Origin of the sequence: Bradyrhizobium sp. ORS 86 (genome assembly GCF_045571475.1) — a bacterium.
Classification (GTDB): domain Bacteria; phylum Pseudomonadota; class Alphaproteobacteria; order Rhizobiales; family Xanthobacteraceae; genus Bradyrhizobium.
The window spans coordinates 5,137,749-5,154,778 of sequence record NZ_CP120699.1 but is presented as its reverse complement, the minus strand read 5'-3'; the positions used below and the strand labels follow the sequence as shown (position 1 = coordinate 5,154,778).

Below are 17,030 nucleotides of genomic sequence, written 5' to 3'. Positions count from 1 at the left end.
CGTCAGGATCTGGTCGCTGGTTCATACCTGGACCAGTCTGATCTCAACCGTATTTCTGTTGTTGCTCTGCCTCACCGGGCTGCCGTTGATCTTCCACCACGAGATCGACGAGGCGCTCGGCTATGCGCCGCAGCCGGAAGCCGCGGCCGGACGGTCGCCGCTGCCCGCGCAACAGATCGTGCAGGCTGCGCTCGCGGCCGACCCGGGACGGGTGATGCAGTATGTGTCATGGGACAAGGACGAGCCCGGGACCGTGATGGCGTTCACCAACAATGCGCCTGACGGAAAGCCCGACGACGCGACCGTGCGTGCGTTCGATGCGGTGACGGCGAAACCGCTCGGGCTGGTCGGCGTCGGCCCGATGCTGATCGTGCTCAAGCTGCACACCGATATGTTCGCCGGCCAGCCCGGCAAGCTGTTCCTCGGCGGGATGGGCCTGCTGTTCGCGGTCGCGATCATCTCCGGCGTGGTGCTGTATTGGCCGTTCACACGCCGGCTGCGCTTTGCCACCATCCGCGACCGCTCGGCGCGCCGCGTGGCCTGGCTCGACTGGCACAATCTGATCGGCGTGGTCACGATCGTCTGGGCGCTGGTGGTCGGCCTGACCGGGGTGATCAACACCTGGGCGGAGCTGATGTTGAATCAGTGGAAGGCAAACGAGCTCGCCGAGATGGTGAAGCCCTATGCCGGCAAGCCACCGCCGGCGAAGCTCGCGCCGCTCGATCAGGTCGTGGCGCGGGCGAAGCAGGCTGCGCCCGGCATGGACGTTGCGTTCATCGCGTATCCCGGGACACCGTTCACCTCGTCGCATCACTACGCCGCCTTCATGCGCGGCGACACGCCGTTGACCTCCCGGCTGCTGAAGCCCGTTTTGCTCGATGGCGAGACCGCCGAAGTTTCGGACACAAGGGCGCTGCCGGCCTATCTGCAGGCGCTGCTGATTTCGCAGCCGCTGCATTTCGGCGACTATGGCGGCATGCCGCTGAAGATCATCTGGGCCGTGTTGGACATCCTTACGATCATCGTGATCGGCAGCGGCCTTTATCTCTGGTTCGCCCGGCGGCGGAAGCGGGCGCGTGCCACGGCGAGGGGGCACGCGGTGCCGGCGCAATGACGTCTTCTCCTGGTCGATCGCAGGGCTGGGTCGCCGTCTTTGGCGTGCCGATCGTGCTCGGAATCCTCTCAATGGCAGGGCTGCTTGCTGCGCTGCTGCTCGGCGACGTCGGGCGTTATCTGTCCTGGCTCGCGGTCGGCGCGCCGGGGCTGGTGATCGCCTGGACCTGGTTGCGGCTCAAGCTCCACTAACAGACTGATGCGCTTAGCGGGTGTTCGGCAGATAGCGCCAACCCTCCTTGCCGAGAAAATCCATCATGGCCTGCGCCGGCGGCAGCAGAATCTTGTCGGTGCGGCGGACGGCGTGCCACTGCCGGATGATGGGCAGCCCCTTGACCTTCAGCACCACGAGCCGGCCGTCTTCCAGCTCGTGAAACACGGTGTGCTGGGAGATGAAGGCGATGCCCAGCCCGGCCATCACGGCCTGCTTGATGGTCTCGTTGCTGTCCATCGCCATGCCGATCTTCGGGGTCAGCTCGACCCGCTGGAGGAACTGCTCCATCAGCATGCGCGTGCCGGATCCCTGCTCACGGGTGATGAAGGTCTCGTCCGCAAGCTCCGAGACGGCGACGTGGCGCCGTCGTGCCAGCCGATGATCCGGCGAGGCGATGATGAAGTGCGGATGACGGCCGAGCGGCCGCATCTCGACCTCGACGTCGGCCGGCGGCCGCCCCATCACGGCAATATCGAGGTCGTAGCCGCGCAGTGCGTCGCGGATCTCCTCGCGGTTGCCGATCTTGAGCGTGACCTCGATCTGCGGAAATCGGTGCGAGAACGCCGCGATCACGAACGGGACGAAGTATTTCGCGGTGCTGACGGCGCCCATCGCGACGCGTCCACCGCTGCGGCCCGCGATCATGTCGAGCGACTGCTCGCAATCCTTCAGCGCCGCCTCGATCCGTTCGACCAGTGTCAGCACGTGGGCGCCGGCATCCGTCAAGGCCATGCCATCGCCGGTGCGCTGAATCAGGGGCAGCCCGGCGAGCGCCTGCAGGTTGCGGAGCTGCAGCGTCACCGCCGGCTGGGTCAGGTTGAGGCGGTTAGCGGCCGACGTGATCGAGCCGGCCTCGTGCACGGCGGACAGCGCGCGGAGCTGGCGGATGGTGAGGTCGCGCCTGAAGTGGCCGGCCATGGTGAGCCCTCCCATAAGGAATACTTTGGCGGTACCAAAGATAATAAAATTTCCCTAATTCGGCAATTCGCGCGTTGATAGCGTCGAGGCGACTCCGGTGGGTCGCCGGTCGAAGCCTCGGCAAGTGGGCGCGATCAAAGGGAGAGGCCCGTGGAGATTCGTCCTTCATTGCATGCCCATCTGGAGTGGCCGGCGCAGCAAAACCCAATGCGCGCGGCGACGGTCGCGGTGATCGAGGCGCTCGCCGGCGCCGCGGTCGAACTCGCGCGTACCATTGCCGCCGGCTCGCTTGCCGCGATCGGCGGTGATAGCGGAGGCATCAATCCTGACGGCGATCGCCAGAAGACCATCGACATCGTTGCCGACGGCCTGATGCGCGACGCGCTGCGGACCGCGCCGGTCGCGGCGGTGCTGTCGGAAGAGGCGGAGCTGCCGGAGACGCTCGATGCCGATGCGCCGCTCTGCGTCGCAATCGATCCGCTGGACGGATCCGCCAACCTCGAGAACAACATCTCGGTCGGCACGATCTTCTCGATCAGGCCGAAAGCCCACGACATCATCTCGACCTTCTTCGAGCCCGGCACCGCGCAATGTGCCGCCGGCTGCTTCATCTACGGCCCGCAGACCGTGCTGGTACTGGCGCTCGACCAGTGCGTCGACTGCTTCACGCTCGATCCGCGCACGGGCGAGTTTCTGCTGACTGGGCGTGATCTGCGGGTGCCGCCGGATGCGCCGGAATTCGCCATAAATGCGTCGAACCGGCGGCACTGGAGCGGTGCGGTGCGCAGTTACATCGACCAGTGCCTTGCCGGCGTCAACGGTGAGCACGGCCAGGATTTCAATATGCGCTGGATCGGTTCGCTGGTCGCGGAAGCTTACCGCATTCTGATGCGCGGCGGCGTGTTCCTCTATCCGGCGGACGCGCGTCCGGGCTATCGTGAAGGCCGCTTGCGCCTGCTGTATGAAGCCCATCCGATCGCATTGATCATGGAATGGGCGGGCGGCGCCGCGTCGAATGGCCGGTCGCGCATCCTCGAATTGTCGGCACGCACGCCGCATCAGCGCGTGCCCCTCATCATGGGATCGACGCGCGCCGTGCGCGACGTCGATGCGATCCACCTGACCGTCGAGCCGTTGTTCGAGAGCAGCGATGCCCCGCTGTTCGCACGGCGCGGCCTGTTCCGCTGAGGGGGGATCGTATGTCTCGTCGACATCCCATCATCTCGATCACCGGCTCCTCTGGCGCTGGCACCACCTCGGTCAAGAAGACGTTCGAGAACATCTTCCGCCGGGAGAACGTGGTCGCGGCCTATATCGAGGGCGATGCGTTTCATCGCTACGACCGCGCCGAGATGCGCAGCAAGATGCTGGAGAAGGCCGAGCAGGGCAACAAGCATTTCAGCCATTTCAGCCCCGAGACCAACCTGTTCGAAGAGTTGGAGAAGCTGTTCCGCGATTATGCCGAAACCGGCACCGGAACGACGCGCCACTATGTGCATGACGAGGAGGAGGCGCGGCTCTACGGCGCCAAGCCCGGCACCTTCACCGCATGGGAGCCGTTGCCGGAGAACTCCGATCTGCTGTTCTACGAGGGTCTGCATGGCGCCGTGGTCACTGACAAGGTGAACGTCGCGCAGCATGCCGATCTCAAGATCGGCGTCGTGCCGGTCATCAACCTCGAATGGATCCAGAAGCTGCATCGCGACCGCAGCCATCGCGGCTATTCCACGGAGGCAGTGACCGACACCATCCTGCGACGCATGCCGGACTACGTGAACTACATCTGTCCGCAGTTCACCGAGACCGACATCAATTTCCAGCGCGTGCCGACGGTCGACACCTCGAACCCGTTCATCGCACGCTGGATCCCGACGCCGGACGAATCGATGGTGGTGATCCGGCTGAAGAATCCGCGCGGCATCGATTTTCCCTACCTGCTGTCGATGATCCCGCACAGCTTCATGTCGCGCGCCAACTCGATCGTGGTTCACGGCGCGAAGCTTGACCTCGCGATGCAGCTCATCCTCACCCCGCTGATCCTGCAACTGATCGAACGAAAGAGGCGAACGATATGACCGCACTTGCGTCCGTAGCCAGCCGCCCCGACGTCAGCCATGCCGAGATGGCGAACGCCATCCGCTTTCTCGCCATCGACGCCGTGGAGCAGGCGAAGTCCGGCCACCCCGGCATGCCCATGGGCATGGCCGATGTCGCGACCGTCCTGTTCTCGGACTTCCTCAAGTTCGACCCGACCGATCCGGCCTGGCCGGACCGCGATCGCTTCGTGCTCTCGGCCGGTCACGGCTCGATGCTGCTCTACGCGCTGCTCTATCTGACGGGCTACGAGAGCATGACGCTCGATCAGCTCAAGGCGTTCAGACAGTGGGGATCGAAGACCCCGGGCCATCCCGAATATGGCCATACGCCGGGTGTCGAGACCACGACCGGGCCGCTCGGGCAGGGCATTGCTACCGCCGTCGGCATGGCGCTCGCCGAGCGGCTGATGAACGCGCGCTTCGGCGACGACCTTGTCGATCACTATACTTACGTGATCGCCGGCGATGGCTGCCTGATGGAGGGCATCAGCCATGAAGCGATCTCGCTCGCTGGTCATTTGCGGCTCAACCGGCTGATCGTGCTGTTCGACGACAACCGCATTTCGATCGATGGCGCGACCTCCTTGTCCTGCTCGGACGACCAGGTCGCGCGGTTCAAGGCCAGCGGCTGGAACGTCAGCAGCATTGACGGTCACGATCCGCAGGCGATCGCTGCGGCGATCCGGCAGGCCAAGGCAAGCGACCGTCCGTCGCTGATCGCCTGCCGCACGGTCATCGGGTTCGGTGCCCCGAACCGGCAGGGCAGCGAGAAGGTTCACGGCGCACCGCTCGGCGCCGAGGAGGTGGGCAAGACCCGCGCGGCGCTGGGCTGGCCGTATCCGGCATTTGAGGTGCCGGATACCGTGCTCGCCGAATGGCGCGAGATCGGTGCGCGCGGCCGCGAGGCCCGCCGCGCCTGGATCGAGCGGTCGCGGCACGCCTGCAACGGCGAGCGCTCCCCGTTCCACGATGCGCTGAACCGGAAACTGCCCTGCGCCTATACCGAGGCGATGGCAACGCTGACGGCGCGCTTTGCGTCGGAACGGCCGAAGCTCGCGACACGGCAGGCGTCGCAGCAGGTGATCGACGTCATCGCGCAGGCCTTGCCGAACCTGCTCGGCGGCTCGGCCGATCTCACGCATTCCAACCTCACACTGGCAAAGACGCAAGTGCCGGTGCGGCCGGAAACGCTCGACGGCAGCTACATTCACTATGGCATCCGCGAGCACGGCATGGCGGCCGCGATGAACGGGATCGCCCTGCACGGCGGCTTCATTCCCTATGGCGGCACGTTCCTCTCCTTCGCCGATTACAGCCGCCCGGCGCTTCGGCTTGCGGCGCTGATGGGGATCCGGGTCATTCACGTGATGACCCACGACTCGATCGGGCTGGGCGAGGATGGGCCGACGCATCAGCCGGTGGAACATCTGGCTGCGCTGCGCGCCATCCCGAACCTCCTGGTGTTTCGCCCGGCCGATGCGATCGAAACGGCGGAAGCCTGGGACCGTGCATTGAAGGCCGAAACCTCGCCGTCGATCCTGTGCTTGTCGCGGCAAGCGCTGCCGACCATTCGCGACGGCAGCAAAGACAACCAGGTCGCGCTCGGCGCCTACGTTCTCGTCGAGCCCGACTTCGCGCGTGACGTCACCCTGATTGCGACGGGTTCGGAGGTGGCGATCGCGCTCGAAGCCGCAAAGCTGCTGGCGGAAGAAGGGATCAAGGCGGCGGTGGTTTCGGCGCCGTGCTTCGACCTGTTCCGCCAGCAGCCGAGCGACTATCGCGCAAAGGTGCTGGGCGACGCGCCGCGGGTCGGGGTCGAAGCCGCTGTCGAGGGTGACTGGGCAAGGTGGCTCGGCGAGGACGGCGAATTTGTCGGGATGACCGGTTTCGGCGCCTCCGCGCCCGCCGACGTGCTCTACCGTGAATTCGGCATCACACCTGCCGCCGTCGCTGCTGCGGCAAAGCGTGTGTCCCGTCGATCGAATTGAAAGGAGGACCACCCCATGGCTCGGATAACCCTGAGGCAATTGCTGGATCACGCCGCCGAGCGCGGCTACGGCGTGCCGGCCTTCAACATCAACAACATGGAGCAGGGCCTCGCCATCATGGAGGCGGCGGCGGCCTGCGATGCGCCGGTCATCATCCAGGCCTCGCGCGGCGCGCGCGCCTATGCCAACGACATCATGCTGGCGAAGATGATCGACGCACTGGAAGAGATGTATCCGCAGATCCCGCTCTGCCTGCATCTCGATCACGGCAACGAGGAGGCGACCTGCGCCACCGCGATCCGCTACGGCTTTACCTCGGTCATGATGGACGGCTCGTTGAAGGCCGACGCCAAAACCGCGGCGGACTACGACTATAACGTCGACATCACCCGCCGCGTCGTCGACATGGCGCATTGGGTCGGTGCCTCGGTCGAGGGCGAACTCGGCGTGCTCGGCTCGCTGGAGCATGGCGGCGGCGAGCAGGAGGACGGCCATGGCGTCGAGGGCCAGATCAGTCATGACCAGCTCCTGACCGATCCCGACCAGGCCGTCGATTTCGTCCGCGCCACCAAGGTCGATGCGCTCGCGATCGCCATGGGCACCTCGCACGGCGCCTACAAGTTCACGCGCAAGCCTGACGGCGAGATCCTGGCGATGCGCGTGGTCGAGGAGATCCATACGCGGTTGCCCAATACACATCTGGTGATGCACGGCTCGTCCTCGGTGCCGCAGCCGTTGCAGGACTTGTTCAACCAGTTCGGCGGCGAGATGCCGCAGACCTGGGGCGTGCCGGTCGAGGAGATCGTCCGCGGCATCAAGCACGGCGTCCGCAAGGTGAACATCGACACCGATTGCCGCCTTGCGATGGCCGCGGCGTTCCGGAAGGTCGCCGCCCAATCGAAGAGCGAGTTCGACCCGCGCAAGTTCCTCAAGCCGGCGATGGACGCATTGCGCGAGCTCTGCCGCGACCGCTTCGAGCAGTTCGGCACGGCCGGCAATGCCGGGAAGATCAAGGTGGTTCCGCTGCCGGAGATGGCGAAGCGCTACCGCGCCGGCGCCCTCGATCCGCAGATTGGAAAGATGACACAGGCCGCCTGAAGCCGCGGCGAACGACAGGAGATCCATATGAATATGCAGCAGTCGATCACGGTGCGCGGCAAAGATCGCTACAAGTCCGGCGTGATGGAATACAAGCGCATGGGCTATTGGGAGCCGAACTACGAGCCCAAGGACACCGACGTCATCGCGTTGTTCCGCGTGACGCCGCAGGATGGCGTCGATCCGACGGAAGCCTGCGCCGCGGTGGCGGGCGAATCCTCGACCGCGACCTGGACCGTGGTGTGGACCGACCGGCTGACCGCCGCGGAGAAATACCGGGCCAAGTGCTATCGCGTCGATCCGGTGCCGAACTCGCCGGGCAGCTACTTTGCCTATATCGCCTACGATCTCGACCTGTTCGAGCCGGGCTCGATCGCGAACCTGACGGCGTCGATCATCGGCAACGTGTTCGGCTTCAAGCCGCTGAAGGCGCTGCGGCTCGAAGACATGCGGCTGCCGATCGCCTACGTCAAGACCTTCCAGGGTCCGGCGACAGGCATCGTCGTCGAGCGTGAGCGGCTCGACAAGTTCGGCCGTCCTCTGCTCGGCGCCACGGTCAAGCCGAAGCTCGGCCTGTCGGGCCGCAACTACGGCCGCGTCGTCTACGAGGCATTGAAGGGCGGGCTCGACTTCACCAAGGACGACGAGAACATCAACTCGCAGCCGTTCATGCACTGGCGCGAGCGCTTCCTGTACTGCATGGAGGCGGTCAACCGCGCACAGGCCGCGACCGGAGAGATCAAGGGCACCTATCTCAACGTCACCGCGGCGACGATGGAGGATATGTACGAGCGCGCCGAGTTCGCGCACGAGCTCGGCTCCAACATCGTCATGATCGATCTGGTGATCGGCTATACGGCGATCCAGTCGATGGCGAAGTGGGCGCGCAAGAACGACATGATCCTGCATCTGCACCGCGCCGGCCACTCGACCTATACCAGGCAACGCAGCCACGGTGTCTCGTTCCGCGTGATCGCCAAGTGGATGCGACTGGCCGGTGTCGATCACATCCACGCCGGCACGGTGGTCGGCAAGCTCGAGGGCGATCCCAACACGACGCGCGGCTACTACGATATCTGCCGCGAGGATTTCAATCCGATGCAGCTCGAGCACGGCGTGTTCTTCGACCAGCACTGGGCGAGCCTCAACAAGCTGATGCCGGTGGCCTCCGGCGGCATCCATGCCGGCCAGATGCATCAGTTGCTCGATCTGCTCGGCGAGGACGTCGTGTTGCAGTTTGGCGGCGGCACGATCGGCCACCCTCGCGGTATCCAGGCCGGCGCCACCGCCAACCGCGTCGCGCTGGAGGCGATGATCCTCGCCCGCAACGAGGGACGCGACTATGTCCACGAAGGTCCGGAGATCCTGGCCAAGGCGGCGCAGACCTGCACGCCGCTGCGCGAGGCGCTCGAAGTCTGGAAGGATGTCACCTTCAACTACGACTCCACGGATGCTCCCGATTTCGTTCCTACGCCGAGCATGGCGGTCTGAGAGGAGTTTCTCATGCGCATAACCCAGGGCTGCTTTTCGTTCCTGCCCGATCTCACCGACGACCAGATCGCCGCGCAGGTGCAATATTGCCTCGACAAAGGCTGGGCGGTGAACATCGAGTTCACCGATGATCCGCATCCCCGCAACACCTATTGGGAGATGTGGGGCCTGCCGATGTTCGACCTGCGGGATGCCGCGGGCATCATGAAGGAGCTCGCCGACTGCCGGCGGGTCTATGGCGACCGCTACATCCGGATCTCCGGTTTCGATTCCAGTCACGGCTGGGAGTCGGTTCGTATCTCGTTCATCGTGAACCGGCCGCGCGAGGAGCCGGGCTTCCGGCTCGAGCGCCAGGAATCCGTTGGGCGCAACATCCGCTACGCGACGCAGGCCTATGCCGCCACGCGCCCCGAGGGGGAGCGCTACGCCGACCAGTGACCGCGTCCGGTCGAAGCCAGGCGGATTGCTCCCTCGGCCGCCCTGGTCCGGATGCACTTCTCCGTCGTCGCTGCCGCGCGGCGACGGAGCTTTTCGATAAGAGAGGACGATGACGCAACCGCAAGAACAAATCCGCCAGACGCCGCTCGAGACCGTCGACCTCCGGCATGAATTTGCCGATCTCGGCATCGGCGAAGTCCTCGACCAGCTCGATTCCGAACTGATTGGGCTCAAGCCGGTGAAGACGCGCATCCGCGAGATCGCATCCCTGCTGCTGGTCGAGCGCATCAGGCAGAAGATGGCGCTGGCGACGACATTCCCGACCCTGCACATGTCGTTCACCGGCAATCCCGGCACCGGCAAGACCACGGTGGCGCTGAGGATGGCCGGCATCCTGCACCGGCTCGGCTTCGTGCGCCGCGGCCACGTCATCAGCGTGACGCGCGATGATCTGGTAGGGCAGTATATCGGCCACACCGCGCCGAAGACCAAGGAGATCCTGAAGAAGGCGATGGGCGGCGTGCTGTTCATCGACGAAGCCTATTACCTCTATCGCCCCGAGAACGAGCGCGACTACGGCCAGGAGGCGATCGAGATCCTGCTGCAGGTGATGGAGCAGCAGCGCGAGGACCTGGTGGTGATCCTGGCCGGCTATGGCGACCGCATGGAGAAGTTCTTTCAGAGCAATCCGGGCTTCCGCTCGCGCATCGCCCACCATGTCGACTTCCCCGACTATTCGGACGCCGAGCTGCTCTGGATCGCCGAGTTGATGCTGCAGCAGCAGAACTATCGTTTCTCTCCGGAAGCACGCGAGGCTTTCATCCGCTACATCGCTGCCCGCAAGGTGCAGCCGTTGTTCTCCAACGCGCGCTCGATCCGCAACGCGCTGGACCGGATCCGGCTGCGCCAGGCCAACCGCATCGTCGCCAAGCTCGACCGCACGCTCACGGCCGACGACGTGATGGCGATTGAGGCCGGCGACGTGCTGGCGAGCCGCGTGTTCACCAAGGGGACGGCGGGCGAGCGGCGATGAACCAGGCGCTCGCAGCGATCCGGACCGCCGGGATGCGTGATGTGATCGCTAGCGCTCGCGCGCTGATCTTCGATGTTGACGGCACCTTGGCTGAGACCGAGGAAGTGCACCGCCGCGCCTTCAACGAGGCGTTCGCCGCAGCCGGCCTCGACTGGTTCTGGGACAAGGTAACCTATGGACGGCTGCTTCGCGTTGCCGGCGGCAAGGAGCGCATCCGCGCGTTCGACCAGCGCAGTGCCACACCGTCGCTGACCTTTGCCGAGATCGCCGACCTGCACAGGATCAAGACCGCGCGCTACGCCGCCTTGATTGCGTCGGGCGGCTGTCCGCTCCGGCCGGGTGTCCGGGCCTGGCTCGGCAGCGCGCGGAGCCGCGGCCAGCGGCTGGCGATCGCGACGACGACCTCGCACGGCAACATCGATGCGCTGCTCGCGGTCGCGCTCGGACCTGACTGGGCCGGCTTGTTCGAGACCATCGTCGCCGGCGACGATGTGCCCCGCAAGAAGCCCGCGCCCGATGTCTATCTCGAGGTGCTGGCCCGGCTCGGGCTCGGTCCTGCGGACTGCATCGCCATCGAGGATTCCGGCAACGGTCTCATGGCCGCATCGCGCGCCGGGATTCCCGCCGTCATCACCCGGAGCGCCTATTTTGGCGAGGACGATTTCGCGGGGGCCCTGCTGGTGGTCGGCGATCTCTCCGAAATCGACTACTGAACAGCGGCAGGCGCTCCTGACGCCGGGTGGATGACCGCTCGCGGCGCTATCCCTCATCGAGGCCGGGCGCCTGCCGCAGCATGAAGTGCCCGAAAGCCGATGCGATCGGCTTGGTCGGATCGTCCTGCCAGGCCTGCGCCTCGAACGCGACGACACGCCGGCCCTGCTTGACGATCGACACCCGGGCGTGGCTGTCGAGCGCGCGGCCGGAGCGCAGATAGTTGATGGTGAGGCCGATCGGCTTCGGCCGCGCCTCGACGCCGAGCTCGCGCGTGACACCGACGATCGCCGTCGTTTCGAGGAATGCACCGGTGATGCCGCCGTGAATCGCGGGCAGGATCGGGTTGCCGATGATCTGTTGCGAGAACGGCATCACCAGCGTGTCGTCATGGCCGGCGCGGATTCCCAGACATCGCGCGAACGGGCTGCCGGCGAACGGCCCATCCGGATCATCCGCCGCTTCGAGGCTCGGCAACGATGCGGCGAGGGCCGACGCGCGATCCATCAGCATGTTGCTCCGGTTGGCATCGATCATGAAGCAGGCGGTCGCGGTGGCAACCGGATCATCCTCGGACTCCTGATAGGCGGTGGCGCGCACGAAGGCGATCAGGCGGGTGACGCGATAGCAGACCGCGTGCGCGCGGATGTCGAGCCCCGGCGTCGCCGGCTTCTGGTAGTCGATCCGCAGATCGAGGGTGGCGATCGCGCGGGTTCCGTCGAGTGCGAGCTGCACGGCCATGCCGCAGCTCTCGTCGAGCATGGCGGTGACGACGCCGCCGTGCAGGACGCCAGTCTCGGTGTCGCCGACGAACTCCGGGCGATAGGCCAGGCTCGACCAGGCTTCGCCGGGCGCGGCGCGCTCGAGACGCAGCCCGCTGATTGCGCCGTAGATGGAGCGACGGGCCTGGATGGCGCGCGTCAGTTCGTCGAATGGGAGAGTTGGGTTCGAGGAGTCGGTCATGGCGGTGCTTGTAGACCAGGGCGTCGGGCAGGCAAAGGGCGGAGGGGCGCGTGCTGTGGCGAGGACGCGGGAAGGTTTCGGGTTCAACTGTCAACCAGTGCGGTGTCGTCACCCGCGAAGGCGGGTGATCCAGTATTCCAGAGACGTCAGCGCTTGAGCCGAGACGCCGCGGCGTACTGGATGGCCCGCCTGCGCGGGCCATGACGACCGAGATGTGCGTCCACGTTCTCGCGACATGAATTGTCCGAGCTTTGCATCTCGTTCCGCCCTCTCTTGGACAGAGGGCGCAGGGAAAGCCGGGTGCCGATCGCACCCATGGGCCCCGAGCAATGGTAGAAAAGCTCGGGGGTAGGACCACAGGTGTAACCGGAAACACTCCGGCTTTCCCTGCGCGATGGGTTACGGCTTATACGTGCTCGCCCCGGCGAGACTGGGCTTGGTTGTCACCGCCGTTGCGAGACGCAATTGCGTCTTGCAACAGGACACCTGCCACTAGGGCGTCAGGCCTGCACGACTTCACCGTCCGCCTCGCATATGCTCGTCAGTCACACGCTCGGCGTCCACCGCATCCCGACCCAGCACTCGTGACGATCGCGAAGCGCCCCTCAAGCGGGTGAGACGGGGCTATTCATACACTGGATTGTAATTCTTTAAAACCGAAATATTTTTGCAGCGGGGGCTTGCGCCGTCGGGCAACTCAGTGCTTGGCGCGCCAGTCAGGTGTCGACGGAAAAATTCCTGCCCCTCGTGGGGCATCGTGATCCGCTCAGGACTTGCCGCCAAGCTTCGCAGCGATCGCGCGGTAGCCGCGCAGCCACATGTGATCGAGATCGAGGTCCATCGGCAGCGGCTGCGAGGAGACGCGCGCGATCACGGTCTCGTTGGCCGGGTCGATGTAGATCCACTGGCCGTGGATGCCGACCGCGGCGAACGGCGTCTTGCCGCGGTCGATGGTGTACCACTTACTGCGGTAATTACCGTTCGGAAACACCTTCGTGAGGTCGCCGCGCGACCAGGCCTCGGCGTTGCCGTTGTGCCTGATGTCGTCGATCCACCAACTCGGCACTACCTGCCGGGCGTTGCTGACTCCATTGTTACGCATCATCTCACCGAAGCGCGCGAGGTCGCGCAAGGTCGCGCAGATGCCGCCGGCAGCGCGGGCTGCGCCGCGGGAATCGACCGTGATGTAGGCGTCGTGCTCGGCGCCCATCGGCTGCCATAGATATTGCGACAGGATCTTTGCATAGGAGATGCCGCAGGCGCGCTCATAGATCCACCCGAGCACGTCCGTGTTGGTCGAGACGTAGTGGAAAGTGTGGCCGTGCGTAGTGCCGTTCGGCCGTAACGTCCTGAGATAGTCGCGCAGGTTGGTCGGTGGCAGGCTCGGGTCCGGCGGCTCCCATCCGGTCGAGCGGCGGTAGTTCATGACGTCGCCGTCGCGCGCCATGTAGTCCTCGTCGAAGCGGATGCCGACGCTCATGTCGAGCAGATGCCGCACCGTGCAGCCGCTGCCATAGACCGATCCCTCCATCTCCGGGATATAGCTGATGACGGGCGCGTCGGGATCGAGCTTGCCCTTGTCGGCAAGAATCCCGCCGAGCGTGCCGGCGATCGACTTGCTGACCGAGAAGATCAGATGCTGGCTGTCCGGCGTCAGGCCATGGGCATACCACTCGAAGACGATCCGGCCGCGATGCGACACCACGATGCCGTCGGTGTGGCTGATGCGCAGCGCGTCGTTGACGCCGATCGCTGAGCCTTGTGGGTTCGCGAAGCTGACGTCATCGAGATAGACCGGCGCAACGGATAACGGCGATGGCTCGCGCGAGCGCGCGATGTTCGCGGTCGGCAGAAGCTCGCGCACGTTGCGGAATGCCCATTCGCTGAATGGATGCTGCCGCCAGTTGGCGAGCGTGACTTGATTTTCGGCCGCCGGAGGGAAGGCGGCCATGATGCGACGCGAATTCATTGTTGGTCCGGCAATGACATGGAGACGCCGCGAGGTTCCGCGTGCCCTGCGCGGCAGGCAATCCACCGGATGGTGGAGCCGGGAGCGCGAGTGACCCCGACGTAACCGGAGGCGTGAGACTCCGATGGTTGGCCCGCAATTTGCTTGACTATGCCGCGCGTCTGCCCCAGCGTGGTCGGCCACGCGACGCGCAGACGTCCGTCATCGGGAAACATCGGGAGGGAAGGTCATGTTCGCGCTTCTGGGCCGACCGGATCCGGCAACTACGCAAGCCATCAATTTCGCGAGGGGGATTCTCGAGGGGTCCGCGACGGCGTTCTACGAGGTCGACGGCAACCTCAACCTCAACCGCTTCGTGCTCTCGAGCAACGTCCCGCCGAGCTTCCACGACCAGTACCTGGCCGGGATGAACCGGCTCGATCCCTTGCATCCACGCTCCGCGAGCGACCAGCCGATTGCCCGCCTGAGCGTCGCGCTCGATCGCTGCGCCACTGCGGAGGCGGCGACCTATCGCGCCTTCGCCGGCCAATGCGGGGTCGCCGACATGATCGAGTTCTTCTTCCGCCGCAACGACCGGATCGTTGCCGGAATGAGCGTGCTGTGGGCGCCGGGTTGCAAGATTCCGGACGGCAGCATGAACATCGCCGAGAAGATTCACGATTATCTCGAGTTCAACCTGACCAGCCGTCTTTCGTCCTCGGCCGACGAGCCGGCACGCTATGGCCTGACCTCGCGCGAGATGGAGGTCATCGAGCTCTTGTGCTGCGGCCGGACCAACCGCGAGATCGGCGACTGCCTCGGCATTGGGCTCGCGACCGTGAAGACGCACCTGATCCATATCTTCGAGAAGCTCGGTGTCGAGACGCGGTCCGCGGTTGTCGCGTTGATGTCGCGGCCGCACTGAGGGCGGCGGGGCGCCGCGTGTGCCCCTCGGACCTGTTGGATATCCGCGTCATTGCGAGCCAACGGGTCGCGCGAACGCGCGCCCGATGACAGGCTCCGCGAAGCAATGCATGCCACAGCTTGCTGAGCTATGGATTGCTTCCGCTTTCGCCAAAGGCTTCGGCGGACAAGTCGTCGCTTCGCTCCTCGCGATGACGGGGTGACGTTCGCGCTCTTTTCACTCCACCATTTGGTCGATTGTCGCCGCCGCCGCGGTCGGCTGAGAGTCCCGAGACCGGTGTCGTCTTCGACAATGTTGGCGAGCGGCTGCCGCTTGCTACGTGGAAGGAGACGAGATGCGCGATTTCATGTCCATCGCCCGATCGGTTGCGGTTGCGGAGCGTGGCATGGCCGCGACCTCGCACCCGCAGGCGACGCTCGCTGCGGTCGAGATGCTGAAGGCCGGTGGCAACGCCGTCGATGCTGCGGTTGCGGCGGTGGCGGTGCAGGGCGTGGTCGAGCCGCAGATGACCGGGATCGGCGGCGACTGCTTTGCGCTCTACTCTCCGAAGGCCGGCGAGCCGATCGCGCTGAACGGCTCAGGCCGCACGCCCGCCGGGACCGACGTCGGAAAGTATGCCGAGAGCGGCCAGCGCGACATTCCGCCGACCGCGCCGGAAGCAGTCACCGTGCCCGGCGCGATCGATGCCTGGTGCCGGCTGGTCGCCGATCACGGCAGCAAGTCGCTGGAGGAGATCTTTCGGCCGGCGATATCGGCGGCCGAGCAGGGCTTCTGCGTCACGCCGCGGGTCGCCGAGGACTGGCGGCGCTTTCGCGCGCGGATCGAGATCGATGCTAATGCGGCGGCGCAGTTCCTTCCCGGCGGCGCCGCGCCTGCGACTGGCGATATCCGCACGCAACCGGCACTGGGCGCGACCTTGCGCAACATCGCACGGCACGGGCGCGACGCCTTCTATGCAGGCGCGGCGGCCGACGAGATGGTCGGCATTCTCCGCGAGCTCGGCGGCGCGCACACGACCGACGATTTCGCTGCACACACTTCGGATTGCGTACGCCCGATCTCGGCGCGCTACCACGACCACGACGTGGTCGAATGTCCGCCGAACGGGCAGGGCCTGGCCGCCCTGATGATCCTGCGCACGCTCGCGGGCTTCGACGTCGGCGCGCTCTCGCACGCCGATCGCATCCATCTGTTGGCAGAGGCGACCAAGGCGGCCTACCGTGCCCGCGATGTCTATTTTTGCGATCCCGCGACGAGTAACGTCGACCCGGCTACGTTCCTCGCCGAAGATTACATTGCCGATATCCGGAGCCGGATCGACATGGCGCGCGCGTCAATGCCCGCGACCTGGGACGACATCGAGCATCGCGACACGGTCTACGTCACCGTGGTCGATCGCGACCTCAACGCGGTCTCACTGATCAACTCGCTGTTCTATCCGTTCGGCAGCGGGATCTATGCGCCGAAATCGGGGATCCTGCTGCACAATCGCGGCTGGAGCTTTCGCGCCAGGCCCGGACATCCCAATTCGCTCGGGCCGCGCAAGCGCCCGATGCACACCATCATCCCGGGCCTTGTCCGCAAGGACGGCAAGACCGTGATGTCATTCGGCGTGATGGGCGGGCACTACCAGGCGGCCGGCCACGCCAATCTGCTGTCCAACATCTTCGACATGAAGATGGACATCCAGGCCGCGGCGGAGGCACCGCGTTCGTTCGCCTTCGACGGCGTACTGTCGCTGGAGACGACGATCCCGCCCGCGATCCGCGACGAACTGCGGGCGCGGGGACACGAGGCGCGGTTCTCCGAGGAGCCGATCGGCGGCTGCCAGGCGATCCGCATCGACCACGCGCGCGGCGTGCTGTTCGGCGCCTCCGACCACCGCAAGGACGGGCTGGCGCTCGGGTTTTGAGCCAAGATCGGCTGCCTGCATTGCGGGAGCCGAGCGAGCATCCACCGGATGGTGGATTGTTCCAAAGCGCGACTTGCCGAACCTTTTTGCTCAGGGTGCCGAGCTGTCCGTCCGCGGATCTGCGGGCCTCCGCTGCTGCGTGGCCATCGGCGCCAGCCGACACGCATCTCAACCGGGAAGTT

Annotated in this window: 15 protein-coding genes; 12 read left to right on the top strand and 3 right to left on the bottom strand. The window is 65.6% G+C overall.

Features of this window, described 5'->3' with window-relative positions; all coding sequences use genetic code 11:
• The first annotated feature begins 58 nt into the window (after positions 1 to 58).
• Together P6U25_RS23995 and P6U25_RS23990 are read left to right on the top strand one after the other, a co-directional pair.
• The gene (locus tag P6U25_RS23995) at positions 59 to 1,114 is read left to right on the top strand and encodes a PepSY-associated TM helix domain-containing protein (RefSeq protein ID WP_407147237.1); all 1,056 of its coding nucleotides are present in this window, start codon (positions 59 to 61) and stop codon (positions 1,112 to 1,114) included.
• Complete coding sequence (locus P6U25_RS23990) at positions 1,111 to 1,305, top strand: hypothetical protein (RefSeq protein WP_407147236.1); 195 nt, start codon at positions 1,111 to 1,113, stop codon at positions 1,303 to 1,305. Before P6U25_RS23995 ends, P6U25_RS23990 begins: the two co-directional genes overlap by 4 nt.
• Before the next feature lie 13 nt (positions 1,306 to 1,318).
• Here P6U25_RS23990 and P6U25_RS23985 read toward each other — a convergent pair whose 3' ends face one another.
• Positions 1,319 to 2,245, bottom strand: coding sequence for a LysR family transcriptional regulator (locus tag P6U25_RS23985; RefSeq protein WP_407147235.1), 927 nt, complete (start codon positions 2,243 to 2,245; stop codon positions 1,319 to 1,321).
• A 207-nt stretch (positions 2,246 to 2,452) separates the two neighbouring features.
• Between P6U25_RS23985 and P6U25_RS23980 the strand changes: the two genes are divergently transcribed.
• From P6U25_RS23980 to P6U25_RS23945, 8 genes are all read left to right on the top strand, one after another.
• Positions 2,453 to 3,433, top strand: coding sequence for a class 1 fructose-bisphosphatase (locus P6U25_RS23980; protein WP_407152595.1), 981 nt, complete (start codon positions 2,453 to 2,455; stop codon positions 3,431 to 3,433).
• 11 nt (positions 3,434 to 3,444) lie between these two features.
• Entirely contained in the window at positions 3,445 to 4,320 is an 876-nt protein-coding gene (locus tag P6U25_RS23975; RefSeq protein WP_407147234.1) for a phosphoribulokinase, read from the top strand.
• Complete coding sequence (gene tkt, locus P6U25_RS23970) at positions 4,317 to 6,329, top strand: transketolase (RefSeq protein WP_407147233.1); 2,013 nt, start codon at positions 4,317 to 4,319, stop codon at positions 6,327 to 6,329. Before P6U25_RS23975 ends, tkt begins: the two co-directional genes overlap by 4 nt.
• Before the next feature lie 15 nt (positions 6,330 to 6,344).
• Positions 6,345 to 7,427 carry a class II fructose-bisphosphate aldolase gene (gene fba / locus P6U25_RS23965; protein ID WP_407147232.1) on the top strand — a complete coding sequence of 361 codons (1,083 nt, stop codon included), beginning with the start codon at positions 6,345 to 6,347 and terminating at the stop codon, positions 7,425 to 7,427.
• A 33-nt stretch (positions 7,428 to 7,460) separates the two neighbouring features.
• Positions 7,461 to 8,918: a form I ribulose bisphosphate carboxylase large subunit gene (locus P6U25_RS23960; protein ID WP_407152594.1), complete on the top strand. Its 1,458-nt coding sequence runs from the start codon at positions 7,461 to 7,463 to the stop codon at positions 8,916 to 8,918.
• A gap of 12 nt (positions 8,919 to 8,930) precedes the next feature.
• The gene (locus tag P6U25_RS23955) at positions 8,931 to 9,356 is read left to right on the top strand and encodes a ribulose bisphosphate carboxylase small subunit (protein WP_407147231.1); all 426 of its coding nucleotides are present in this window, start codon (positions 8,931 to 8,933) and stop codon (positions 9,354 to 9,356) included.
• 109 nt (positions 9,357 to 9,465) lie between these two features.
• A complete protein-coding gene (gene cbbX, locus P6U25_RS23950; RefSeq protein WP_407147230.1) occupies positions 9,466 to 10,389 on the top strand; it encodes a CbbX protein in 924 nt (307 codons plus the stop codon).
• Positions 10,386 to 11,102: an HAD family hydrolase gene (locus P6U25_RS23945; protein WP_407147229.1), complete on the top strand. Its 717-nt coding sequence runs from the start codon at positions 10,386 to 10,388 to the stop codon at positions 11,100 to 11,102. Before cbbX ends, P6U25_RS23945 begins: the two co-directional genes overlap by 4 nt.
• A gap of 46 nt (positions 11,103 to 11,148) precedes the next feature.
• Here P6U25_RS23945 and P6U25_RS23940 read toward each other — a convergent pair whose 3' ends face one another.
• Both P6U25_RS23940 and P6U25_RS23935 read right to left on the bottom strand, forming a co-directional pair.
• The gene (locus tag P6U25_RS23940; RefSeq protein ID WP_407147228.1) at positions 11,149 to 12,063 is read right to left on the bottom strand and encodes a PaaI family thioesterase; all 915 of its coding nucleotides are present in this window, start codon (positions 12,061 to 12,063) and stop codon (positions 11,149 to 11,151) included.
• Between the two features lie 766 nt (positions 12,064 to 12,829).
• Positions 12,830 to 14,032 (bottom strand): serine hydrolase domain-containing protein, encoded by a 1,203-nt coding sequence (locus P6U25_RS23935; RefSeq protein ID WP_407147227.1) that lies wholly within the window; start codon positions 14,030 to 14,032, stop codon positions 12,830 to 12,832.
• 229 nt (positions 14,033 to 14,261) lie between these two features.
• On the opposite strand from P6U25_RS23935, the gene P6U25_RS23930 reads away from it, so the two are divergent.
• Together P6U25_RS23930 and P6U25_RS23925 are read left to right on the top strand one after the other, a co-directional pair.
• Positions 14,262 to 14,936: a response regulator transcription factor gene (locus P6U25_RS23930; RefSeq protein WP_407147226.1), complete on the top strand. Its 675-nt coding sequence runs from the start codon at positions 14,262 to 14,264 to the stop codon at positions 14,934 to 14,936.
• A gap of 334 nt (positions 14,937 to 15,270) precedes the next feature.
• Positions 15,271 to 16,848, top strand: a complete 1,578-nt coding sequence (locus P6U25_RS23925; RefSeq protein WP_407147225.1) for a gamma-glutamyltransferase family protein — start codon at positions 15,271 to 15,273, stop codon at positions 16,846 to 16,848.
• Positions 16,849 to 17,030 lie beyond the last annotated feature (182 nt).